This is a genomic window from Aliiroseovarius sp. D2-2 (assembly GCF_055809455.1).
Window position 1 is genome coordinate 1,733,063 of the sequence record NZ_CM147913.1, and the last position, 23,621, is coordinate 1,756,683.

Genomic DNA, 23,621 nt, shown 5'->3' on the forward strand with positions numbered 1-23,621 from the left:
GATGCTCATGGGTAAAGAGTGAGGGGAACGGAATCAATCAAGGAGTCTCGCCATGCCCCAACAGCCCTTCGCGACATTGGCCGAATTCAAGGCACAGCTTGAGGCGGCGCAAGGCCCTGATGCAACGGCGATCCAAGCTGCACAAGAGCGTAATGGTCAATTGACCAAACCCCCGGGCGCGTTGGGACGACTTGAAGACTTGGCGATTTGGGTTGCCGGATGGCAAGGGACCGGACGTCCCGACTTGAAATCCCCTCAGGTGGTTGTTTTTGCGGGCAATCACGGGGTCACGGCGCAAGGCGTGTCAGCCTTTCCGGCAGAGGTGACCGAGCAGATGGTCCTGAACTTTCAGCACGGTGGTGCGGCGATCAATCAATTATCCAAAGCAGCGGGCGCGCAAATGGATGTGCACGCGTTGGACCTGGATCGTCCCACGCAGGATTTCACCAAAGGCGCTGCGATGAGCGAAGACGAGGTTATCTCGGCCCTACTGGTTGGTTGGAATGCGGTCAATGAGGATGCGGATATTCTGGTGACGGGCGAGATGGGGATCGGCAACACCACGTCAGCCGCAGCGCTGTTTTTGGCGCTTTACGAAGGCGACGCGGAAGACTGGGTTGGTCGCGGAACCGGTGTGGATGATGAGGGCCTAAGCCTGAAAGCCCGCGTGATCCGTGACGGTCTTGATGCAAACCCCACAGCGGCTGGAAACGGGCTTGAGGCCCTTCGCTGCCTTGGTGGTCGTGAAGTTGCAGCCATGGCCGGCGCGATGGCGCGCGCCCGCGTTCTGCGCATTCCAGTGATCATCGACGGCTTCATTTCAACCGCAGCGGCCGCATGTTTGCATGAAAGCGTAAATGGCGCTTTGGACCACGCGGTCGCGGGACATGTTTCTGCGGAAGCCGCACATGCCAATGCGTTGAAACGACTGGGCAAAGAACCTCTTCTATCCCTTGGTATGCGCTTGGGCGAGGGCTCCGGCGCTGGGGTTGCGATCAACATCCTGAAATCAGCCGTGGCCTGCCATTCCGGCATGGCTACCTTTGCAGAAGCAGGTGTGTCTGACGGCTGATCGGCACAAACCCGAATAAAGTCGTGCCGGTGTGCTTTCAGCGCGCCGGCATTTCTTTATCCATAATCCGTCGGCAGGGGCGTATCTTTTTTCACGTGATCCAGCACAATCTGACTTTGAACCCGCGCAACAGATGCATGGGGCAATAGAATTTCATGGATTAACTGGTTCAGGCTTGCAAGATCGTGGCAGTAGACCCGCATTAGGTAATCTGCATCACCGGTTAGGGTCCAAACCGATGTTATCTCGTCCCGACGCTCGGTCAGGCTGAGAAAGGCCTTTGCAGCTTCGGGGGATTGGCTGGCCATTTGGACTTGGACGAAGGATTGCACGCTCAGCCCAAGCTGGGCGGGATCAATCCTAGCCGCATATCGTTCGATCAAACCGGATTGCTCCAACCGCAATTTCCGGCGCCCGGCCTGACTTGGAGACAAGTTCAGAAGATCACCCAATTCATGAGCGGTCAGTTGCGCGTTTTGCTGCAAAGCTTTCAGCAATTTACGGTCTGTTTGATCTAGTTGCGTCATCTGCGCGCCTTATGGATATACGGCGCTTATTATGCGCATGAATAGCGTTTAAACCTGCATATAAAGCGCAAAAAGGTCAAGTCATATGCGCGATACTCCGATTCATAACAGGTGAACTAACAGGAGTGAGACATGGGTCCTTTTCCACATGATGCCCCACGCGCAACAATTTCGGACGAAAACCCGGCAGGTACCGATGGGTTCGAGTTTGTCGAATTTGCCCATCCCGAACCGCAGGAGCTTCGGGATCTTTTCACGAAAATGGGTTTTGCTCATGTGGCAAACCACAAGACCCGCAAGGTCGAGCTTTGGCAACAGGGTGATGTCAGCTATCTGTTGAACATCGAGCCGGGAAGCCATGCCGCTAAGTTCATTGAGGAGCACGGCCCCTGTGCTCCGTCCATGGGGTGGCGCGTTGTGGATGCGCAGCATGCCTTTGATTATGCCGTGAAAAAGGGTGCCAAACCCTATGAGGGTGAAGGCAAATGCATGGATGTCCCGGCGATCTACGGGATTGGCGAATCACTGATTTACTTCATCGACAGCTATTTCGATGAAAGCGCCTTTAATGCCGAGTTTGACTGGATCACCAATGCGCATCCAGAAGGCGTTGGGTTCTTCTACCTCGATCACCTGACGCACAACGTGTTCAAAGGGAACATGGATGTGTGGTTCAACTTCTACGGTGATTTGTTCAACTTCGAAGAAATTCGTTTCTTTGACATTCAGGGGAAATACACAGGGCTGCTAAGCCGTGCGCTGACCTCGCCCTGTGGCAAGATCCGCATTCCGATCAACGAAGATCGTGGTGAAAAGGGTCAGATTGTGGCCTATCTAAAAAAGTACAAGGGCGAAGGCATTCAGCACATCGCCGTTGGCACCAATGACATTTACGCCTCGGTAGATGCGATCGCGGGTCGCGGCTTGAAATTCATGCCCGGCCCGAACGAGTTATACTATGACATGTCTTATGAGCGTGTTGTTGGCCATCAGGAACCCAAAGAAGACATGATGAAGCACGGCATCCTGATCGACGGCGAAGGTGTTGTTGGCGGGGGCGAGACCCGATGCCTCCTGCAAATCTTCTCAAAAACCGTGATTGGTCCGATCTTTTTCGAATTCATCCAGCGCAAAGGGGATGACGGCTTTGGCGAAGGGAACTTCAAAGCCTTGTTCGAGTCCATCGAACGCGAACAAATCGAAAGCGGAGAGCTGGGCGACGTCGCCTAAACGCCAAAATCTGTAAATGCGAAAGCGGCCATCGGGTTCCTCCGGTGGCCGTTTTTCTAGCTGAAGGGCAGGACGTTCAGCGTGACCGTGCGGCCGCCCTTTTGGTAGATCAGCTTGGTGGTCGAGATCGAGACGACTTTGCCGCCATCCAAACGGCTGCCAATCCCCACTTTAACATAGCGCCCAGAGGGCATTCGGACCAACGCACGACGTGACGAGGACGAGCCGTAGATGCCGATCAAGCTGACCTTGCGCAGGTTGATGGCATTCTTGATTGTGGCCTGTTTTGTGACCGATGCGCGGGTTGGAATTTTGGGTGTCGTGGTCTGACGCGGGGATGCGGCGGCCACGGCAACGCTGCCGTCAGATGCGCCTCCGTTCGGGCGGGCGCGGGCAACGATGCGCGAAAAGTTCTTTGGTCGCGCTTTGGGGGCAGCTGATCGGGGAACAGCCAAAGCCGTCGGCGCGATCCCGGCTGCTGCTGCGTTCTCTCCTGACAATGCTGCGGCAATGGCATCTGCTTGAGCCTGCGCTTGGGCTTCCGCTTCTGCCCGTGCCGCGGCAAGAATGGCTTCTGGCCGTGCGCGCGGGCGAAGTTTAGCAAGTTCGGTACGTGTGTGCCCGCCAAGATTAAGGCGCTCATTACCCTCAACAAGCCCGCTCGGGCGCGCACGTGGGCGGATTGAAGGCTCCGTAGGCGTTGGCGGGGTTTCGGCTTCTTCTGTACCGTCTGCAATCTCGGGATCAGCTTCCGCTTGACCTGTCCGGGGGGCAGGGGCAGGGATGACACGCGGGCTGCCTGCAAAGACCAGCGCCCCATCAGGGGTAAGTGCGCCCTCAGGAGTTGCGCGAACGAACCCGCGTTCATCAACATTAAACACCGTTCCCAACGGGGGGGGCGCCGCAGTATTTGGCAGTGGCCCGCTGAGCTGATCCGATCTAAATGGCGTTAAAGCCACGGCATCCTGACCCAATGTGTTTGGGTCGATAGAGGCGACGTAAAGATCATCAATACGCCCAGCATCAACATCATTCAGCGGTTCAGGTGCGCGTTGCCAAATACCTGTGGCGGCATAACGCGCCTGCGCAGCTTCTTCAGAAAGGGGATCAGGTGTTTGCGTATCCAGAACCTCTTCGCCCTCAACAAGTGCGGGGTCGACAAGATTGCTATCTGCACCAAATGGCGTGTCATCGCCCGGTGTCGGCTGTGCGGTTGTGATTGCGGCCTCAAACTGATCGACCCCATCATCCAGTGATGCGGTGGTGTCGTTCAAGAACAGCATGGACCAAATGACCAGAATGGCCATGAACAACAAAAGCCCCAAAAACAGGAACAGTCCCAAGAAACGGGGTTTGCCACCAACTTGTTGAGTCTTTGCGTGCCCCGAATACTGTCAGAGCATCAGCTTCATGGGTCCAGTTTCCATTGCCCGTGACGGTTTCTGTTTCCGCGCCTCCGGGTGGAGGCGCGATGGCCGTAACTTGGGGGCCGCTTGAATTGGACTTGTCCATCTTCGGGCGGGATTTGCTGCGGATCTGGTCCCCGACGCCAGCCAACGCTTTAGAGACGCGGCTGGTGGCTGTCGGCTGCTTGGCCGTATCCTTACTTGACTGATCTTTGGGTTTTGGGGACGGAATTTTGCTTGCGGCTTGGCGCCCAAGGTTGCTTGCGCGTTCGGCTGCGGCAGTCAGCCCAGCAGCACCCTTTCGGGCCACTTGCGCAAAGCCATCTTTCCCGTGTTCAACCTTGGTTTTCTTCGGCTTGGCCGGGGTGTCTTGCGTGTCAAAGGCGACAGGGGCTGTGACCGGAACATGGACCTTTGTCGCGGACTTGGGCGGCACGGATGGCGCTGGCGCGTCAATCGGCTTGTCGCCGCCTGGGGCAATGCTGCTTGGTGCCTTTGGTAGACCAAAGGACAGGCGCGCCTCGGTTCGCGGGGCTTCAGACGTGGGGATGGGCGCGGAAGGCGCGGCTTGATCCTCGCCCAACATCAAAGGGTCCACGTCCGCGTTTCGGCTTGACGAAAACCCGATTGCAGGTTGTGCGGGTTCTGCTGTTGAAGGCGCTTTTGTTGTCGGAGGGTCCGCAGGTGCGGCAGACGCCTTTGGTCCCGAAGGTTTATCGGCCTTCTTTGATTTTTTCCGCTGCTTGGGAGCTTCATCCACGACCGGCACATCCGGTTCATCCGGTGTCGGCGGGAAAGGGGCAAGTTCGGGAATATCATGTGACGTTACCGAAGCTGCGTTATTAGATGTCTCTGGTGCTGAGTGTTCAACAGCAGGATCAGAGAAGGAACCATCAGAAACCACTGGATCAGACGAAGGCAGGTCGGCATCCAGAAGGTTAGGAACAGGCCGTTTCTCGCGGTCGAGTCCGGATTTGCTGGCTTCAACCGAGCCGAAGTAAACTTCTCCAGAGAATGTGCCCTTTGGTCTGGCGACGAAACCAACCGGGTTCATCCCGTGTTCCTGCGCAAAACCTAGGGCTTCGTTCAGTGTTTCATGCGCCACGACAGCCACATGAACCATGCCCGGTTCTGCGCTGTCTTCCTGCCAGTCGAAAACAAGCTGATCGATGGGGTAGGGGGTCAAGCCCTCTAACCCTTCGCGAATTCGCGCTTCACGCGTGACTTTGTCAGGGCCGGGTGCCGTCATTGAAGTGAACAGGATCTGTGATCCGGGCACAATCAACTTGGTCGATAATGCTCCTGGCTCCAGCGCCTTTGCGGTATCGCGCAAAGTGGAAAGTGCCATGCCTAGGTCTGGATCATCCAGACGAACCTTGCCAACAAGTTGCCAGCCGCCCTTGCCGCGATGGACAAGGCCGATCCCATCGTGATTGAGATCAAGCGCAAAGCTTGGTTTCATGCAGCCCTTGTCCTTCTCAAACCACCTACAAGCAGGCACACCTTTTGCGGCCTTGCAGCCGCTAAATACAGGTTTGAAACTACAGCAGGAATTCGCCCATGGGAAGGGGGCGCGTGGTCGCGGGCTTGCCTATGGCAAGATACGGCGCAATCTGGCGAAAAAGGAGAACAAGATGCGCAAACTGCTATCTATTATTGCAATCACGATTGCAGCTACTGGGATCGGCTATGCAGATACGGCCAAGGTGCCGCAATTGTCGGTCACGGGGCAGGGTGTAGCGCAAGTTGTGCCGGATATGGCGCGGATCAGCCTTGGAGTCAGCGAACGCTCTGACGATGCGGGGGCTGCATTTGAGGCTGTTGCAGGGTCGATTGGCCAAATGCTGGTCAAACTAACCGAAGCCGGGGTCGAAGAACGGGATGTTCAAAGCACCCAAGTAAACCTCTCACCGCAATATGACTACAATCGTCAGAATGAAGGTGCGCCAAAGCTGGTCGGGTTTATGGCAAATTCAACCTTGTCCGTTGAGGTTCGGGACCTGACAAAACTTGGGGCGATCATGAGCGCGGTCACAGCCGTGGGTGCAAATGAAATCCACGGTTTGCAGTTTGATATTCAGGATCGCTCTGCGGCTGAGGACAGCGCGCGCAGCTTGGCTGTAAAAGACGCGATGAACCGTGCCACGGTTTTGGCGGAAGCGGCTGGGATGAAACTTGGTTCAGTGCTTATGATGCAAGAGGGCGGCGACGGTGGTGGTCGACCCGTGATGATGGCGATGGAACGTGCCGGGGCTGATATGCCCGTCGCTGCGGGCGAATTGAGCATCAATTCCAGCGTAACGATGGTGTTTAAGTTGGTTGAATAAACGCGCTTAAGTGCCTGCAAAAAATAAAGAACCCCGCCGAATAAGCGGGGTTCTTTTGTTTCAGGATGTGCGTCTTAGGCTGTCGCAGCAGCCAGCGCCTGATCAAAGTCGGCTATGATGTCTGCGATGTCCTCAGTACCGATGGACAGGCGCACCACGTTGGGTGCAGCACCTGCGGCGACCTGCTGCTCTTCAGACAGCTGACGGTGTGTGGTCGAAGCCGAGTGGATGATCAGCGAGCGCGTATCGCCAAGGTTGGCCACATGGCTGAATAATTTCAGGCTGTTGACCAGCTTCACGCAAGCTTCATAGCCGCCTTTCACCCCAACAGTGAACAGCGCGCCCGGACCTTTCGGGGCCACAGCTTTGGCACGATCATAATAGGGCGACGAGGGCAGGCCCGCAAAGCTGACGCTTTCGATCCGGTCGTCCTTTTCCAGCCATTCGGCCAGCGCCTGCGCGTTTTCCACGTGTCTTTGCATGCGCAGAGACAGTGTTTCGATCCCCATCAGCGTATAATGCGCACCTTGCGGGTTCATGGTCATGCCAAGGTCACGCAGACCAATGGCGATGCCGTGGAAGGTGTAGGCCATCGGGCCAAGCGCCGCGCCGAAGGTCAGACCGTGATAGGCTGGCTCTGGTTGGCTGAACGATGGGAACTTGTCGGATGCCATCCAGTCAAATTTGCCTGAATCAACCACACAACCGCCGGTCACGGTGCCGTTGCCGGTCAGGTATTTGGTGGTCGAATGCACAACGATGGTTGCTCCCATCTCGATCGGTTTGACGAGATAGGGGGTCGCCGAGGTGTTGTCGACGATCAGCGGCACGCCCGCCTTGTCGGCAATTGCTGCCATCGCCGGGATGTCGGTTGGAACGCCTGCAGGGTTCGCGATGCTTTCACAGAAAACCGCACGGGTGTTGTCGTCGATGGCGGCCTCTACGGCGGCCGGGTCGTCAAAATCTACCAGCTTGGCTTCCCAGCCGAAACGTTTGAAGGTCTGGGTGAACTGGGTGACTGTGCCGCCATAAAGCTTGTTCGACGACACGATGTTCAGGCCGGGACCCATCAGCGGGAACAGTGCCATGATCTGGGCCGCGTGGCCCGACGAGCAGCAAAACCCACCTGCGCCGCCTTCAAGGGCCACAATCCGGTTGGCCAATGCGCCAACAGTCGGGTTGGTCAGACGCGAATAAATATAGCCCACTTCCTCGAGGTTGAAGAGACGCGCGGCGTGATCTGCATCCTTAAACACATAGGCCGTGGTTTGGTAAATCGGCACCTGACGGGCACCGGTCGCGGGATCGGGTTCGGTTCCCGCGTGGATCTGTAGCGTATCAAAGCCTTGTGGGCGCTCGTCTGACATAGTGTTCTCCCTCGTTCTTGGTCGCAGGAAGGCTAATGGAAACAGGGCGTTGCATCAACGACGGATTGTCACCCTGTTGTCATTGGCTTCGTGTTTGGAACCAAGGTCACATTGCGTGACAAGACTGGTCAATTGTTTCGCTTCTGATATGAGTTTCGGAAAAATGTTCTGGAGACCTGTGATGCTGACACCTTTCCACTTAGCCATAAATGTCTTGGATTTAGACGAAACACGAAGCTTTTATGGAGATGTACTGGAGTGCACAGAAGGGCGTTCCACTGAAACTTGGGTCGATTACAGCTTTTTTGGCCATCAACTCAGCTTGCATCTGGGCAAACCGTTTGAGACCGCAAACACCGGCAAGGTTGGTGCGCACATGGTCTCGATGCCGCATTTCGGCGTGGTTCTGGCTTATGACGACTGGCGCGCGCTGGCGGACCGGTTGGAGGCCGCGGGCGTCGAGTGGGTGATCGCACCAACTGGACGGTTCATCGGTGAACCGGGCGAGCAATGGACGATGTTCTTTCGCGACCCCTCGGGCAACCCGATTGAGGTGAAGGGGTTCAAGGATATGGACGGGGTTTTTACATGATCAGTCCGGAACATTTTTTTGGTCTGAATTGCAGTTGAAATGACGTTCGCTGCAATTGCGCCAATGATCGCCCTAGGCAATAGATACCCATACACGGTTAAGTACATAAAACGTATTTGCACAGAAACAAAAAATTGCCGCTTTTGTACCTGACAATTGCACGCAAATTGATTTCGAACCACCAATCGCGCGCTAAATGAGTTTTCCAAATGCCAGAGCCACTTCGATTTTTCACAAAAGCACTGTTTGTAGCGCTTTTTCTGCCCCTTTTCCTCTCTACAGGGGCCTTTTCGCAAGAACCGACAAATGCACCGCAGACCCAATATTGGGTCACGGATCAAGCTGGTGTGCTCAGTGCTTCAGTTGAGCAATCATTGACAACAAACGCAAAGAGGTTTGAAGAGCAGACCTCAAATCAGGTTGTCGTGGTGACCGTAAATTCTTTGGTCGGTTGGACAATTGAGAGATACGGACGATGGTTGGGGAATAAATGGGGTATCGGTCAATCAGACAAGAATAATGGTGTCCTGCTTTTGGTGGCACCCAACGAGCGCAAGGTACGCATCGAAGTTGGGCTAGGTCTTGAAGATGTTTTAAGTGATGCGACTGCTCAGAGAATTATTGACAATGAGATCCTTCCCAAGTTCCGCGATGGAGACTTGCAAGCAGGAATTGTAGCGGGTCACAAGGCCATTCTCGAGGCTTTGGGCGGTGAGTATCGCGAAAAGCTCCCTTGGGAAAAATTCCTACACCTTATCTTTCTGCCATTGTTTGTAATTGGTAGATTACTTGGATTTGGCGGAAGTATTTCGGGCGGATTTTCAGGTGGCGGTGGCAGCTTTGGTGGCGGCGGAGCTTCGGGAAGTTGGTGATGATGGGAACCCAGATGAATAGAATTGATGAGAACTCAAAAGCTAAGATCCGCGACAGCATTAGCGAGGTCGAACGGCATTGTGAGAGCGAACTTGTTTGTCTCGTCACCCGTCGATCTGCGCGCTACGTACTCTTCCCGTTGTTCATGGCGTCCACAATGGCGCTTTTTATGCCTATACTCGAGCCATTTACCGAGTTTGGCATCACATTCACGCATCAGACAGTTCTGTTCATGCTCCTCGCGAGCTTGTTTGTCTTCACGCCGCTTGGTCACAAACTGACACCGAAATTGTTGAAGCAACAAAATTGCCAAAGATACGCCACCGAGCAGTTTTTCCGGCATCAGCTACATGAAACCAAATTGCGCAGTGCCATCCTGATTTTTGTGTCATGGGATGAGAAATTTGTGACGGTGGTCGCCGACAAGGGTATCAATGAAAAGGTCAAGCAAGGGGATTGGGATAAACTTGTTGCTGACTTCATCCACGATATTAAGGGGCACAAGTTGGAGAGAGGATTCCTAGAGATAATTGCTGGCGCGGGAGAGATGTTAGTGAATCATTTCCCCGTTAAGAGCGCAAAGGCAGACGAGTTGCCTAACCATCTTATAGAACTTGATGGGCCGAGCTATGTGAGTTGAGTAATCGCTTGAGGTTGGCTCAGTTGCGGGCCTCTGCGATCGGGCCGATAACCCCATCAATCACCGCATCCAAAACCCTTCACGCTTAATGGTGTGGCGGATGGCATGTTCTTTTCTGGGGCAGGGTGTTCCGGTCAAACAATGCCGGCATTTTCTGCCTGTCCCTGTTCCACTCAATGAACAAACTGCAAGGTGTCGAACTCTTGTCTCCAGGCAGAAACTTCGGAACTGATGCGTTCGCCCCCCAGGCCTCGGGTGATCAGGTCAGCCAATCGCGCGGCATCACTTGCTGTCATGCCCCAGCGAACCAGCTCTGGCGTGCCGATCCGTAGGCCGTTCATGTCGCCGTCCACAGCGGATGTTGGAAGACCAATGCCGCAGGCCAAAAAGCCACTCTTCCGCAACTGTTTGGACGCCGCTTGTCCGCCACCAAATGGTTCGGCCAAGACTGCAAACTGATGCGAGTTGGTAAAGCCATCTGCCCCCTTGAAGACAGTGACGCCATTTGCGTCCAGTGCGGCAGCCAACGCCTGCGACATGGCAATCATTTCTTTCGCGTAAGCTTCGCCAAAATCTTTCCAATCCAGCATCGTCACAGCCAATGCCGCCGTCTTAGCCGCGTCGAAATTGGCGGTCATGCCGGGGAAGGCAATGGCATCGAGGAATCTGGCGATTTCGGGATTGTTTGACACGATCAAACCCCCAGCTGGACCGCCAAGGCTTTTGTAGGTGCTCATCGTCATGAAATGCGCACCTTCGTTCAGCGGATTGGACCAAGCGCGTCCGGCGATAATCCCGCATTGATGGGCAGCGTCGAACATGACCTTCGCACCGATTTCATCCGCGATTGTGCGTACTTCGGCCACCGGATGTTCAAACAGGTTCAGGCTGCCACCGATGGTGATAAGTTTAGGCCGCTCTGCCAGTGCGATCTCGCGCAACCGGTTCAGATCGACCGTATAGCCATCAGCATTGACCGGAGCTTCAATCGTCCGCAATCCGTAAAGTCCGGCGCAACCGGCATCATGGTGTGTCACATGGCCCCCGATCGAGGCAGGCGGTGCGATGATCGTGTCACCCGGTTTGCAGGTCGCCATAAATCCATAAAGGTTGGCAATCGCACCGGAGGGCACGCGGACCTCAGCAAATTGGGCATCAAAGACGTCAGCACAAAGTTGGGCTGCGATCACCTCGATCTCTTCAATCGCTTCCAACCCCATTTCGTACTTGTCACCGGGATAACCCAAGGAAGGACGCGACCCGATGCCAGAGGACAATAGCGCCTCGGCCTTGGGGTTCATTACATTGGTAGCCGGATTAAGGTTGAAGCATTCCTGCTCGTGGATCACACGGTTCTGCTCGGCAAGATGTTCGATACGGGCCAGCACATCTGTCGAAGATGCGGCCGCAGTCTTAGCTGCAATGTCTTGGACCAAAGTTTCGCTGGTGACGGGCACCCAGTTTCGCTGTGCAAGTTTCATTGTTCATCCTTCCGTTTGATCCAGCTTGCCGGTTGAGCAATGACAGCGCAAAGCAGATTTGCTATTTCTTGGCGTAGAAAAACTGAGTCTAAGAGTATGAGCGTCACGCCAGTCCGTCCTAAGGGACCTCCCCTCAACGCCATGCGCGCCTTCGAGGCTGCAGCGCGTCATGAGAGCTTTGCCATCGCAGGCGAGGAATTGAACGTCACGCCCGGGGCGATATCTCAACATATCAAGACTTTAGAAAGCTGGGCGGGTACGCCGTTGTTTCGCCGAAATGCCCAAGGCGTTGAACTTACCGAGGCTGGAAAGTCGCTAGTGTCAGAGTTTACCTCTGCCTTCGGCAAGCTGGCTGATGCCACACGAGCTTTGCGAAACCTAAAGCCCAATGCCGACTTTCACATCGCAGCTCTTCCGTCGGTTGCGCAGCTTTGGTTGCCGAAAAGGTTAAGCAAGGTCAGACAGCAATTGCCGCAGGTCAATTTCTCAGTCACCGCGCTTGAAGAACCGCCAAGCCTTACACGAGAGCTATTTGATTTGTCGGTATTCTTTGGCGTGCCGGATGGAACAACCGATCAGACTTGTGTTTGCCAAGATGAGATAACTCCGGTTTGCGCGCCTACGCTGAAAGATCGACTTGCCGAGCTTTACTCAGCAACGCTTCTGCATGATCAAACTTGGTCGGATGATTGGGCCGTGTGGTCCAAGGCGACATCGGTGCCTTTGAACGATCCAAGTAGAGGTCCGCAGTTTTCCCTCTACAGCCTCGCAGTTGAAGAGGCGAAGGCGGGCGCGGGCATCCTGATGGGTCATCTCTGTCTAATTGACGAGGTTCTTGCATCCGGTTCGCTTGTGCCTGCACATAGTAAATCCTGCGGGACTGGTCGCTCACTTCTCATTGATGTGCCACATCGCTCCAGACAGAGACCCGAAACAGACCAAGTTGTCCGTTTGCTATCTGAGTAGCCTGTTGCAAAGCGATCAATTGTGCAGAACACAGCATTTAATGCTTTGGGCCACAGATCTACTTTGCTGGGCGAGGGTGATTTGCGTAAATGGCAACACCCAGCTGTTGAAATGTGGATCATTGCTACGAAGATTCTGGTGGACGCAAAAACGTTTCTGCAGCCTGTCCTTATGAGCAAGTTCTCGATGGACAAATGCGAAGTGCACACCGAGGGCGTAGAACTGACAAAAATCAGTTCAGGTATCGGCCCCCTAAACCCACCACCTTTAAGCTTAGTCGATTGAGATCGCGCGTCCGGCCGCAAGGGATTCACTTGCTGCGTCCGCCAGCATTTGGGCGCGGAGGCCGTCGTAAATGCCGGGCGAAATCTTGCGGCCCGCCGCAATGGCAGAAACGAAATGGGTCATTTCGTTGCGGTAAGCCAGCTCATATCGTTCCAAGAAGAAGTTTTGCGCAGGAGCTTTGCGAAACCCCGCTGAATTTGCGACTTCGACAGTGTTTTCAAGATTGTTCTCTGCCCGCAACATGCCGGTCGAGCCATGAACCTCAAGTCTTTGGTCATATCCGTAGCTGGCCCGTCGTGAATTGGAAATCTGGCAGATCTTTCCGGATGCTGTCGTCAGCGTGACCGCCGCGGTGTCTACATCGCCAGCCTTGCCGATTTCAGGATCAACGAGCGCAGAGCCAACAGCATAAACATTGACCGGTTCTTCCCCAAGAATGAAGCGCGCCATGTCGAGGTCATGGATCATCATGTCGCGAAACAATCCCCCCGAGCTTTCGATGTAGCTGACCGGCGGGGGGGTTGGATCGCGAGAAAGGATCGTGACAATTTCTACGTCACCGATCTCACCTTGCTCAATACGCGATTGTATATTCGCGAAGTTCGGATCAAAACGGCGATTAAACGCAGTCAGGAATGGCACGCCAGCTTTTTCGACAACCTTGATGCAATCACGGATACGATCCGCAGAAAGGTCCACAGGTTTTTCACAAAACATGGCTTTACCAGCCTGAGCAGCTTGGTGGATCAGGTCGTAATGTGTGTCTGTCGGGGTCCCGATCACCACCGCGTCGACATCGGCGCTGTTGATCAACGCGTTGCTATCCAACACCTGTGCGCCAGAAGTCGCTGCCAACGCCTTGGCAGGTGCTTCGAAAGCATCAGACACTGCGACGACCCGCGCGCCTTCAGTTTGTGCAATCGAGCGCGCGTGGACTTGTCCAATGCGACCGCAGCCCAGAATTCCGATGTTCAACATATCAAGCTCCTTTAAAAGCTCGCAAAACCTGCCGCGCGGCTTTGATGACAGGTTCATGGGTTTCTTTCAGGATCGCCACACGATCAAATCGAGCTGCGTCTCGGTTCACCGCATCGCGCAACGCGTCACCGAAGGCCATGCGCAGTTCCGTGCCAATATTGAATTTGCAAACCTGCGACCCCTGCGCAAGTGAAGTTCGCTGTGCGACCGGCACGCCAGATCCGCCGTGAATGACCAAAGGTACTTCCGTCAATGCCTCGATGGCACGGATGCGGGCTTCGTCCAACCCGCCTTCTTTGTCCTGCTGAAGATGCACGTTCCCGACAGAGATCGCCATTGCATCAACGCCGGTCTCAGAGGCGAACCGCGCGGCTTCTTGTGGATCGGTTCCAGCTGATCCTTCGCCTCCGGAATAGCCGACGAAGCCGATTTCCCCTTCGCAAGAAACGCCTGCGGCATGGGCGATTTCCACGATGGCCGCAGTTTCCCGGATATTGTCTGCCAGTGGTTTGCGCGAGCCATCAAACATGACGGACGTGAAGCCACTGTTGATAGCCAGCTTGCAATCTTCGACGGTGTAGCCGTGATCAAGATGAGCAACGACCGGGACCGAGGCGTTTTCCGCCAGGTATCGAAACATTTTGCCAAGCACCGGTAGGGGCGTGTGCTCGCGGCAAGATGGGCCAGCTTGCAAGATGACCGGGACGCCCTCTGCTTCGGCTGCGCAAACATAGGCGCGCATGTCTTCCCAACCCAACGTAACCAACCCGGCCACGGCATATCCCTGCTTCAGAGCGGGCTGAAGCACTTCAGAAAGTGTAGCAAGTGTCATTTGAACTTCGCGATCATGTCCTTGATGCCGGGGATGGTTTCCAGTTGCGCGGCATGCGTCGGCTGGAAATACTGGACCAGCGAGCGCTGACTCAAACCACCTAGGATCGTGAAGTAATACATCTCGTATCCGGGCAGCACTGCACAAGGATGGTATCCTTTGTCCAAAACAATCGTTGAACCATCCATGATGTGATACGCGTCGCCGGGTTTGTTGTCTTCACGCTGTAGCATCTGGACGCCAGACCCATAGTTGGGACGGAAGCGGAAGTTGTAGGTTTCGTCATGCCGTGTTTCGTCCGGCAAACGGTCTGTGTCATGCTTGTGCGACGGGAAACCTGACCAGCCACCCTGACCAACGGTATAAAGCTCGCTCACCAGCAGGCGACCGACCTTGTCGTGTTGCTTTTGCCCCAGAATGTGTTTGATTTTCCGATGGGTTTTCGTGTCGTCCGATCCATATTGCACGAGGTCCAGTTCGTCCGCGCGGATATCGAATGGGTCCAGAACCTTGTCGTATTTCGCACCGGCAATGAAAGTTTCGGTTTCATCGGTTAAGCACGTGATGGTCACTTTCGCGCCCACTGGAACATAGACACCTTCCGGCTCGCCATCCCACACATCTACTGTTCTGTTGCCAAGCGAGGCATAAACCTGACCTTCAATATCAACGTCAATTGTGCCGGTGGCTGGTACGATGCAGGTTTCATATCCGGGCACCTGGTATTCGAAGGCGTCGCCTTTCTTCAGTTTGACGATGTTGAAATAGTTCAACGGAACAAGCGAATTGTCGACATCGACGATAGGTTTGTTCTGGTTGTCATGTGGTGCGATATGCATGACTTTCCTTTCAGCTTTCGGTGGGGCCGGTATGCGACGCCAAAAAGGCCTCAAGCTCGGCGGTGTTGGGCATGGCGGGAGCGCAGCCGGGTTTTGAAACGACGATCGATGCGCAGGCTGACCCTCGTAATATGCTTTCTTTGATGGGGTGACCTTCCGACAGTGCAGCCATCATTCCTGCCATGAAACTGTCGCCTGCTCCTGTTGGTTTCAAAGCGGAGACCGGAAAGATGCCAGTGCGTAATTCTTGATCTTCGGCAAATGTCACGGCGCCCTCTGGCCCCATTTTGTAAACGACCATCGATGCGCTGGACTTGGCCAGCTCACGGGCTTTGTCCAAGCCTTTGGTGATGTCGCCAGCCATGAAGCCGAACTCTTCGTCATTGCCAATAATGACATCTGACATTTCGCCAGCTTTCGACAGAACCTCTTGGGCCACGTCGGCAGACGGCCAGCTGTAGGGGCGATAGTCGACGTCGAAGATTACCGGAAGACCGGCATCCCGCGCCAATTCAAAGGACCTGAATGCAGCGGAGCGAGATGGCTCTGCCGCAAACACGGTTCCGGCGGTGATCAAGGCGCCATATTGGCTGAAGTCGATGGCCTCAATGTCAGCGACTGTCATTTTGAAGTCGGCTGCGTTGTTGCGGTAGATTACGCTTTGATGCTCGTCGATCCGCGTTTCATAGACAGCAAGTGACGTGCGTTCTTCCCCGGATATTCGTTTCACATGAGAACGGTCTACGCCATAATGGTCCAGCTGGTTTTCGCAATACCAGCCGATTGCATCGTCTGAAACGCTGGTCACAAGGGCGGCCTTGCAGCCAAACTTGACCAACCCAGCTGCGATATTCGCGCTGCTGCCACCCATCGCAACCATCATAGAGTTCTGCGTCTTGGGTGCGCGTCCCAGCCGGTTCGGGTGACAAGTCCATGCCAACCCGCCCGATCACCAGGAAATTGCGTTTCTTGATGCCCTCTAGGATCATTTCCGTCCCTCAGTGTTGCCGGCTTTCGCAGCATCCAGCACTTCAGGGTAGGGGTAGTTCAAACCGAGCAGCTGGCGAATATCAGGACTTGCCTGTTCAATAAATGATGCGGGCAACGCGGCGGGCATGTCCTCCATCGGCTTCACCCATTTGGGCAAGTATTGGATAAGAATGGCGCTGCGGTCGTGGTCAGCCTGGTTGGGCATCGCACAGTGCCAAGTCACACCAAAAAACAAAGCTACATCACCGGGTTCCCCCGTCATGCGTTCGCAGTGATCAAAGAATTTATCTTCGGGGCCGGGATAGCGCAATTCTTTCTGCGATCCGGGGAAGTATCCAGTCGCACCGCTTTCTTCTGTGAACGGGTCCAACAGAACTGAAACCTGTGCATTCATCGGGAAAGACCCGTTGAAGCCCACAGGATGCGTTTCAGGTTTGTGATAGTCCCAATACGGATAATCCACGTGTGGTTCCTGACCGGGACCACCCGGAAGAATGCGATTGGCGGCAATCGACCCCATGATGAATTCGGTGCCCAAAAATGCACGAAGGATCTCCATCAGTTTTGGGTGGGCGGCCATGCGTGAAAACACGTCACCCTTTGCCAAAAGGTTCCAGACGCGACGCTGTAGGTTCAGTTGGCCGTCTTCCTCGGCGGAACCTTGAAAGTGGGTTACCTTCTCGGAAGCCGTTTCAGAATGCTCCATCACGATAGCACGGGCCTGGGCAACTTCTTCGGGCGTAAAGAGCCCCGAAATACCAACAGCTCCGCCACCGTTCAGAAGCTCATCGACAATCTCAGCCGGATTAGCGTTCTCTGCTTTAAAGCGCTTCATTTAGACTCCCTTTCGTTGTTTTGAACGGCTGGCTTCCCAATCCTCATGTGCATCACGAACACGATCGCTGTCCGTGACATGAGGCGTGCCGACCTCCCACCAAGTGTGTCCCTCTGTGGTCCAGCCCTCATAAGGGTCGACCTTCATGACGATCACATGGGTCTTGTCAGAGGCCTTGGCGCGCTTGAAGGCGTCCGTCAACTCGGCCGGGTTCAAAACGGTTTCTGCGATCGCGCCCTGTGATGCGGCGTGTGCCTCGAAATCCACCGCAAAAGGCGCAGGGATGGTCGGGCAGTCTTTCAGCAGATTGTTAAAGCTTTCGTTGCCGGTGTTGTTTTGAAGCTTGTTGATCACGGCAAAGCCGCCATTGTCCAAAACAAGGATGATCAGCTTTTTCTCACTTAGAACAGACGAGTAGATGTCGGAGTTCATCATCATATATGACCCGTCTCCAAGGAAGACGATCGTATCCTGATCAGGTTCCTGTTCGGCTTGCGCGATGCGTGCCCCCCATGCGCCCGAAATCTCGTAGCCCATGCAAGAAAACCCGAATTCGACATCGACCGTTCCGATATCAAGCGTGCGCCAATTTGCGGTGACTTCAGCGGGAAGCCCCCCAGCTGCGGCAACAACGCGGTCTCGTTTGTCGCAAAGATCGTTCACGACCCCGATGGCCTGTGCATAGGAATTAGGTTTGTTGCCATAAGAGACGTTCTGAGCGACGTAGGCGTCCCACTTCGTGCGCTCTTCTTGTGCAGTGGACACCCAACTGGAGGGGCCCGTGTAACCTTGGGCCGCGTCACTGAGCGCCGTCAGCGAAAGCTTTGCATCGCCCACAACCGGCAACGACATGTGCTTTCCTGCGTCATGCCGCGCGGCGTTGATCGAAATAAAGCGGGCATCTTGCGCGAAGGCTGTCCAAGATCCTGTCGTAAAGTCCTGCAACCGGGTTCCGACGGCGACAATTACGTCGGCTTTCTCAGCGATTGCGTTCGCGCTGTCTGAACCCGTCACACCAATCGGCCCGATGTTCAATGGATGTGTCGCCAACATATTTGCCCGCCCGGCAATGGTCTCGACAACTGGGATCTGATGGGTTTCGGCGAACGCTGTCAGTTCTTTAACCGCGCGCGAATACTGGACGCCACCACCGGCGATGATCATTGGGCGTTCAGCGCCCGCTAGCAATGCCGTGGCATCAATGATTTCATCTGCATCGGGCGTGACTCTGCGAATGCGATGGACCTTCTTTTCAAAAAAGGCTTTGGGATAGTCGTATGTCCAACCTTGCACATCTTGCGGAAGGCCAAGAAAGGCAGGGCCGCAATCCGCTGGGTCGAGCATCGTCGCGATCGCGGCGGGCAGGGACTGGATCACTTGCGCCGGGTGGCTGATGCGATCCCAGTAGCGTACAACTGGTTTGAATGCATCGTTCACGCCAAAGGTCGGGTCGTTGAAGTTCTCCATCTGCTGCAACACTGGGTCGGGCAGGCGAGTTAGGAACGTGTCACCGCACAGCAGGAGCATAGGCAGGCGGTTTGCATGCGCCAGCGCAGCGCTGGTCAAAAGGTTTGATGTGCCGGGACCCGCGCTTGCGGTGCAAAATAAAAACCGCTGACGAAGCCACTGTTTGGAGTATCCCGTCGCGGCGAATCCCATGCTTTGTTCATTCTGGCCACGATAAAGCGGCAGCTCTTGCCTCGCGTTGTGCAGTGCTTCACCAATACAGGTCACATTGCCATGTCCGAAGATTCCGAAACCGCCTCCACAAAGGCGCATTTCTTCATCATCAATCATGATGAACTGATTGGAAAGCCAACGAATAATCGCTTGGGCCGTGGTCAATCGAATGGTGTCTTGTTTAATAGTCATTTCAGCGCGCACCCTTTGGGAAAATATCGGCAATCTGCCGAATGCTGCTTGCGAGTTTTCGATTCTCAAGATACAAGTTTTGCAACCGGTTGCAAACTGAATTTCAAAAATGGAACCCAGAAGCATGAAAGAGATCGGAATTGGTATTCTTGGTGGTGGTTATATGGGTAAAGCGCACGCTGTAGCCATGTCCGCCGTGGGGGCCGTTTTTAATACGGCTCTACGCCCGCGTCTGGAAATGGTTTGTGCATCCTCGCCCGAAAGCGCCGTGCGCTATCGCGACGCCTTTGGATTTCGTCGGTCAACAGATGAGTGGCGTACGCTCGTCAATGACCCTGCCGTTGAAGCTATTGTCATTGCGACTCCGCAAGCAACGCATAGGCCAGCCGCCGAAGCCGCCTTTGCATTGGGCAAGCCCGTGTTTTGTGAAAAGCCGCTTGGTGCGTCGTTGCAAGACAGCTATGCGATGGTCGAAGCTGCCGAGGCATCCGGCTGTGCAAATATGGTCGGCTTCAACTATATCCGAACACCTGCAAGCCAGTATGCGCGCCAGCTGATTGCTGCGGGCGAGATTGGCGACGTGACATGGTTTCGTGGCGAACACACCGAAGATTTCTATGCTGATCCGGAAACGCCAGCCACTTGGCGAACAAGCGGCGAGGCCAACGGCACAATGGGCGACCTGTCGCCACATATGATCAATGCGGCGCTTGCGCTTTTGGGCCCGATTGCCCGCGTCATGGCCGAGGTCGAGACCGTGCATCCTGTGCGTCCGGGCGGCGAAGTTACAAATGATGACCATGCTCAGATGATGTGCCGGTTTGAAAACGGCGCGATGGGGCAGATGTATTTCAGCCGCATCGCCACTGGGCGAAAGATGGGCTACGCCTATGAAATCACCGGTACAAAAGGCGCGATCCGTTTCGATCAGGAAGATCAAAATGCGCTTTGGCTCTACCGTATGGATGACCCGGAAGCCGAACGTGGCTTTCGCAAAATCCTGACCGGACCTGCACATCCTGACTATCTGCCATTTTGTCAGGGGCCTGGGCATGGGACGGGTTATCAGGATCAAATCATAATCGAGGCACGCGACTTCTTGCAGGCCATCGAGACAGGAAACCCCGTTTGGCCGACATTCCGTGATGGATTGGATGTTAACCGCGTGATTGCCGCTGCTTGGGCGTCGTCACGCGAGGGCAAATGGAAAGATATCAACACGTTCTGAGCATCGGAGAAGAAATAGATGACAATCAGAATTGGAAACGCACCCTGTTCGTGGGGCGTAGAGTTTGCGGATGATCCGCGCAACCCGACTTGGCAATCAGTCCTGAGGGATTGCGCGGAAGCTGGTTATAAGGGCATCGAGTTGGGCCCTGTGGGGTTCATGCCCGAAGAGCCATCGGTTTTGTCCGATGCCTTAGCCGAACATGACCTAGAGCTGATTGGCGGCGTAGTCTTTCGTGCATTCCATGATCCCGACGCTTGGGACGATGTCATGGATGGTGCTGTTCGAACGTGTCAGGCGTTGAAGGCGCATGGCGCAAAGCATCTCGTTCTGATCGACTCGATTTCGGAGCGGCGCGCGCCAACAGCCGGTCGCGCCACTGAGGCCGTACAAATGGATGCAGGCGAATGGAACGCATATCGCGACCGCATTGCAACCGTCGCCAAGATGGGATCCGAGGAATATGGCCTGACCGTTGGCATACATGCCCACGCGGCAGGTTTTATGGACTTTGAGCCTGAACTTGAACGGCTTCTTGATGAGGTCGACGAACGCATTTTGAAAATCTGTTTTGATACCGGTCACCATTCATATGCTGGTTTTGACCCGGTCGCGTTCATGAAACGGCATATCAACCGCATATCCTATATGCACTTCAAAGACATAGATCCCCGCGTAAAGGCTGAGGTGATCGAAAACCGGACCGGTTTTTACGATGCGTGCGGGCAGGGCATTTTCTGCAATTTGGGCGACGGTGATGTGGATTTCCCGTCCGTACGTCAGGTGCTGCTTGATGCCGGGTTTGAAGGTTGGTGTACGGTCGAACAGGATTGCGATCCGTTGCTTGACCCGGACCCGGTCGGCGACGCTCGGAAAAATCGCGAGTATCTAGAAACCATTGGTTTCAAGTAAGGAGATCAATTCATGGCAAAACTGAAATGGGGTATGATCGGCGGCGGCGAAGGCAGTCAGATTGGCCCGGCGCACCGGTTGGGTGCTTTAGCTGATGGCTTGTTTGAATTATCGGCTGGCGCTTTGGATCACCGTCCGGATGTCGGCCGTGAATACGCGCAGCGGCTTGGTATTGCAGCGGACCGAGCCTATGGAAACTGGACCGAGATGCTGGAAGGCGAAAAAGGCCGTGATGATCGGATCGATCTGGTCACAATCGCCACGCCAAACTCCACACATTTCGAGATCACCAAATCTTTCCTCGAAGCCGGGTTCAACGTGTTGTGTGAAAAGCCCATGACCATGACGGTCGAAGAGGGCGAAGAGATCGTCAAGATCGCCGAGAAATCGGGCAAAATTTGTGCGGTGAATTACTGCTACTCGGCTTATCCGATGGTTCGGCAAGCCCGCGCGATGGTGCGTGCCGGAGAGATTGGTAAGATACGTTTGGTCGTCACCAATTTCAGTCATGGACACCATGGCGATGCAACAGACGCGGACAATCCACGGGTGCGCTGGCGTTATGACCCTGCCATGGCAGGTGTTTCTGGGCAATTTGCTGATTGCGGTATCCATGCGTTGCACATGGCCAGTTTCATCGCGGATGACGAAGTGTCGTCACTGTCTGCCGATTTCGCGTCGACCATTCCATCGCGTGAGCTTGAAGACGACGCCATGGTCAACTTCCGCATGGAAGGGGGCACGGTTGGGCGTTTGTGGACCTCGTCCGTGGCCATAGGACGCCAGCATGGTTTCGACATTCAAGTCTTTGGTGAAACGGGTGGATTACGCTGGGCTTCAGAGCAGCCAAACCAGTTAGTATATACGCCTGTTGGAGGCCGAACCCAAATCATCGAGAAGGGCGAAAGCGGGTTGCACGCAGATGCAGAACGCCTGTCACGCGTCGCGATTGCACACCCGGAAGGCTTCCCGCTTGCCGTTGCGAACATCTATTGCGATCTGGCCGATGCCATTCGCGGGGAAGAACGTGACGGATTGCCGAATGCCGCTGATGGAGTTCGTTCGATGGCAGCGGTCCACATGGCTGTTGCGTCGGCCAAGGATGGTGGCGCATGGGTTGATGCGCGTCCTCCGATGTTTCGCTGAAATGATTGGCATCCCTGAATAAGGGGCTAGACAGTCATGAAGAGCTGGGTGGTTTCCCGGCTCTTCTCTTTTTTCGCCGTTTCTCAACAAGTAGGGTATCAGGTTACTTCGGGTCTTAAAGTCCCACGCTCGATTATTGTGCAGGGGAAGATACGCGCCTCGGGGTAACGGTCTGGTTCATCCAGCATATTCACCATCAGTTCAATGGATGATGCAACAATCTGGCGAATGGGCTGATGGATTGTCGTTAGATTGATGTTTTCCCAACCCGCCATTTCCATATCGTTCAGGCCAATCAATCCGATGTCTTCAGGGACGCAAAGCCCGCTTTCTTCAATGGCTGAAAGTGCGCCAATGGAAAGAACATCGTCCCCGCAGAAATAAGCTTGTGAGGGATTGTTGGCCAACAAACGCTGCATCTCCTGTCGTCCGGCCTCAAAGGTGTATGCTTCGGCGAAAGAAGAGGAGGTGACGATATCGGGATGCTCCTCCATTTCAGCGACAAATCCCTTGTGCCTGTCCTGTGTTGACGTTGCGCCTTCAGGGCCGCCAAGGAAACCAACGGTCTTATGTCCACGTACCGCCAGAGTGCGTGCTGCCATCCGTCCGCACTCTACGTTGTCAATTCCGACCACGTGAACTTGTGGACTCGAAGAGTAGCGCCCGAATGAATGAACAACTGGGACACCTGCGTCGCGGAAAGCCTTTGAAAACCCTGGCGGCAGGGTCGATGACGCGACGACGACCCCGTCGACCGAGTATTGCTTTAGCATACGAACCGAATGCTCAGGGTCGGTTTCGTCTGTCAAATTAACAAGCAGTGGCCGCAATCCGCGATCTTGAAGCCCACGCGTAAATAGGTCGAAAACTTCCAGAAAGATTGGGTTGTGGAAGTTGTTCGAAACCAGGCCAATCAACTTGGTGCGGCCGGTGGTCAGTGAAGACGCAAGCGCGTTGGGGCTGTATCCCAATTCATTCGCGGCCTTTTCGACCTTGCGTCGTGTTTTATCCGAGACAGAAGCTCCGGGCGTGAAAGTTCGAGATACTGCCGAACGTGAAACGCCCGCTTTTTCTGCAACCTCTTTCAATGTAATCGCCATGAATGCCCGACCTCAAACTGCCTTTGTGAGCTCTTTTTAACTGGTTTACCAACCCGGAGCATCATTAAAGTTCCTTCCTCATTTTGCAACCGGTTGCAAAATGAGGAAGGATATGTTTAACTT

22 protein-coding genes and 1 pseudogene are annotated in these 23,621 nt (G+C 54.8%); 11 read left to right on the top strand and 12 right to left on the bottom strand.

Annotated features, from left to right (window positions below):
- Nucleotides 1–52 precede the first annotated feature (52 nt).
- Nucleotides 53–1,072 carry a nicotinate-nucleotide--dimethylbenzimidazole phosphoribosyltransferase gene (cobT, locus tag AC0L6A_RS08520; protein ID WP_473289251.1) on the top strand — a complete coding sequence of 340 codons (1,020 nt, stop codon included), beginning with the start codon at nt 53–55 and terminating at the stop codon, nt 1,070–1,072.
- Nucleotides 1,073–1,128: 56 nt separating this feature from the next.
- On the opposite strand, the gene AC0L6A_RS08525 is transcribed toward cobT, so the two are convergent.
- Nucleotides 1,129–1,599 carry an Lrp/AsnC family transcriptional regulator gene (locus tag AC0L6A_RS08525; protein ID WP_473289253.1) on the bottom strand — a complete coding sequence of 157 codons (471 nt, stop codon included), beginning with the start codon at nt 1,597–1,599 and terminating at the stop codon, nt 1,129–1,131.
- A 132-nt stretch (nt 1,600–1,731) separates the two neighbouring features.
- Here AC0L6A_RS08525 and hppD point away from each other — a divergent pair, with 132 nt between their 5' ends.
- Nucleotides 1,732–2,829 carry a 4-hydroxyphenylpyruvate dioxygenase gene (gene hppD, locus AC0L6A_RS08530; RefSeq protein ID WP_473289255.1) on the top strand — a complete coding sequence of 366 codons (1,098 nt, stop codon included), beginning with the start codon at nt 1,732–1,734 and terminating at the stop codon, nt 2,827–2,829.
- 56 nt (nt 2,830–2,885) lie between these two features.
- Here hppD and AC0L6A_RS08535 read toward each other — a convergent pair whose 3' ends face one another.
- A complete protein-coding gene (locus tag AC0L6A_RS08535; RefSeq protein WP_473289256.1) occupies nt 2,886–4,136 on the bottom strand; it encodes a hypothetical protein in 1,251 nt (416 codons plus the stop codon).
- Nucleotides 4,075–5,697, bottom strand: coding sequence for a hypothetical protein (locus AC0L6A_RS08540; RefSeq protein ID WP_473289258.1), 1,623 nt, complete (start codon nt 5,695–5,697; stop codon nt 4,075–4,077). The genes AC0L6A_RS08535 and AC0L6A_RS08540 overlap by 62 nt, the downstream gene beginning before the upstream one ends.
- Nucleotides 5,698–5,869: 172 nt before the next feature.
- On the opposite strand from AC0L6A_RS08540, the gene AC0L6A_RS08545 reads away from it, so the two are divergent.
- On the top strand, nt 5,870–6,562 hold the full coding sequence (locus tag AC0L6A_RS08545) for an SIMPL domain-containing protein (protein ID WP_473289259.1): 693 nt from the start codon (nt 5,870–5,872) through the stop codon (nt 6,560–6,562).
- A 74-nt stretch (nt 6,563–6,636) separates the two neighbouring features.
- On the opposite strand, the gene AC0L6A_RS08550 is transcribed toward AC0L6A_RS08545, so the two are convergent.
- A complete protein-coding gene (locus tag AC0L6A_RS08550) occupies nt 6,637–7,929 on the bottom strand; it encodes an O-acetylhomoserine aminocarboxypropyltransferase/cysteine synthase family protein (protein ID WP_473289261.1) in 1,293 nt (430 codons plus the stop codon).
- Between the two features lie 181 nt (nt 7,930–8,110).
- On the opposite strand from AC0L6A_RS08550, the gene AC0L6A_RS08555 reads away from it, so the two are divergent.
- The 3 genes from AC0L6A_RS08555 to AC0L6A_RS08565 all read left to right on the top strand — a co-directional run bounded on the left by AC0L6A_RS08555 (nt 8,111) and on the right by AC0L6A_RS08565 (nt 10,034).
- Nucleotides 8,111–8,521, top strand: coding sequence for a VOC family protein (locus AC0L6A_RS08555; RefSeq protein WP_473289263.1), 411 nt, complete (start codon nt 8,111–8,113; stop codon nt 8,519–8,521).
- A 209-nt stretch (nt 8,522–8,730) separates the two neighbouring features.
- Complete coding sequence (locus tag AC0L6A_RS08560) at nt 8,731–9,393, top strand: TPM domain-containing protein (protein WP_473289265.1); 663 nt, start codon at nt 8,731–8,733, stop codon at nt 9,391–9,393.
- Nucleotides 9,393–10,034, top strand: coding sequence for a TPM domain-containing protein (locus AC0L6A_RS08565; RefSeq protein WP_473289267.1), 642 nt, complete (start codon nt 9,393–9,395; stop codon nt 10,032–10,034). Before AC0L6A_RS08560 ends, AC0L6A_RS08565 begins: the two co-directional genes overlap by 1 nt.
- A gap of 173 nt (nt 10,035–10,207) precedes the next feature.
- Here the strand turns inward: AC0L6A_RS08565 and AC0L6A_RS08570 are convergent, their stop codons facing one another.
- Nucleotides 10,208–11,515, bottom strand: coding sequence for an aminotransferase class I/II-fold pyridoxal phosphate-dependent enzyme (locus AC0L6A_RS08570; RefSeq protein ID WP_473289269.1), 1,308 nt, complete (start codon nt 11,513–11,515; stop codon nt 10,208–10,210).
- Nucleotides 11,516–11,611: 96 nt separating this feature from the next.
- Between AC0L6A_RS08570 and AC0L6A_RS08575 the strand changes: the two genes are divergently transcribed.
- Both AC0L6A_RS08575 and AC0L6A_RS08580 read left to right on the top strand, forming a co-directional pair.
- Nucleotides 11,612–12,481: a LysR family transcriptional regulator gene (locus AC0L6A_RS08575; RefSeq protein WP_473289271.1), complete on the top strand. Its 870-nt coding sequence runs from the start codon at nt 11,612–11,614 to the stop codon at nt 12,479–12,481.
- A 21-nt stretch (nt 12,482–12,502) separates the two neighbouring features.
- A complete protein-coding gene (locus AC0L6A_RS08580; RefSeq protein ID WP_473289273.1) occupies nt 12,503–12,766 on the top strand; it encodes a hypothetical protein in 264 nt (87 codons plus the stop codon).
- Here the strand turns inward: AC0L6A_RS08580 and iolG are convergent.
- The 6 genes and pseudogenes from iolG to iolD form a co-directional block, all read right to left on the bottom strand.
- Complete coding sequence (gene iolG, locus AC0L6A_RS08585; protein WP_473289275.1) at nt 12,755–13,744, bottom strand: inositol 2-dehydrogenase; 990 nt, start codon at nt 13,742–13,744, stop codon at nt 12,755–12,757. The two genes, AC0L6A_RS08580 and iolG, sit on opposite strands and share 12 nt — an antisense overlap.
- 1 nt (nt 13,745) lies before the next feature.
- A complete protein-coding gene (locus AC0L6A_RS08590) occupies nt 13,746–14,576 on the bottom strand; it encodes a class II fructose-bisphosphate aldolase (protein ID WP_473289277.1) in 831 nt (276 codons plus the stop codon).
- The gene (locus AC0L6A_RS08595; RefSeq protein WP_473289279.1) at nt 14,573–15,415 is read right to left on the bottom strand and encodes a 5-deoxy-glucuronate isomerase; all 843 of its coding nucleotides are present in this window, start codon (nt 15,413–15,415) and stop codon (nt 14,573–14,575) included. The genes AC0L6A_RS08590 and AC0L6A_RS08595 overlap by 4 nt, the downstream gene beginning before the upstream one ends.
- 10 nt (nt 15,416–15,425) lie before the next feature.
- Nucleotides 15,426–16,404 (bottom strand): annotated as a pseudogene (gene iolC, locus AC0L6A_RS08600) (5-dehydro-2-deoxygluconokinase).
- Nucleotides 16,401–17,240 (bottom strand): phytanoyl-CoA dioxygenase family protein, encoded by an 840-nt coding sequence (locus tag AC0L6A_RS08605; RefSeq protein WP_473289281.1) that lies wholly within the window; start codon nt 17,238–17,240, stop codon nt 16,401–16,403. Before AC0L6A_RS08605 ends, iolC begins: the two are co-directional and overlap by 4 nt.
- On the bottom strand, nt 17,241–19,112 hold the full coding sequence (iolD, locus tag AC0L6A_RS08610) for a 3D-(3,5/4)-trihydroxycyclohexane-1,2-dione acylhydrolase (decyclizing) (RefSeq protein ID WP_473289283.1): 1,872 nt from the start codon (nt 19,110–19,112) through the stop codon (nt 17,241–17,243).
- 124 nt (nt 19,113–19,236) lie between these two features.
- Between iolD and AC0L6A_RS08615 the strand changes: the two genes are divergently transcribed.
- Genes AC0L6A_RS08615 through AC0L6A_RS08625 form a run of 3 tightly spaced genes read left to right on the top strand, consistent with a single transcriptional unit; the run spans nt 19,237 to nt 22,398 of the window.
- The gene (locus tag AC0L6A_RS08615; protein WP_473289285.1) at nt 19,237–20,340 is read left to right on the top strand and encodes a Gfo/Idh/MocA family protein; all 1,104 of its coding nucleotides are present in this window, start codon (nt 19,237–19,239) and stop codon (nt 20,338–20,340) included.
- A gap of 18 nt (nt 20,341–20,358) precedes the next feature.
- Nucleotides 20,359–21,252, top strand: a complete 894-nt coding sequence (locus AC0L6A_RS08620) for a TIM barrel protein (protein ID WP_473289287.1) — start codon at nt 20,359–20,361, stop codon at nt 21,250–21,252.
- Between the two features lie 12 nt (nt 21,253–21,264).
- The gene (locus AC0L6A_RS08625) at nt 21,265–22,398 is read left to right on the top strand and encodes a Gfo/Idh/MocA family protein (RefSeq protein ID WP_473289288.1); all 1,134 of its coding nucleotides are present in this window, start codon (nt 21,265–21,267) and stop codon (nt 22,396–22,398) included.
- Nucleotides 22,399–22,496: 98 nt separating this feature from the next.
- On the opposite strand, the gene AC0L6A_RS08630 is transcribed toward AC0L6A_RS08625, so the two are convergent.
- On the bottom strand, nt 22,497–23,498 hold the full coding sequence (locus tag AC0L6A_RS08630; RefSeq protein WP_473289290.1) for a LacI family DNA-binding transcriptional regulator: 1,002 nt from the start codon (nt 23,496–23,498) through the stop codon (nt 22,497–22,499).
- Between the last annotated feature and the right edge of the window lie 123 nt (nt 23,499–23,621).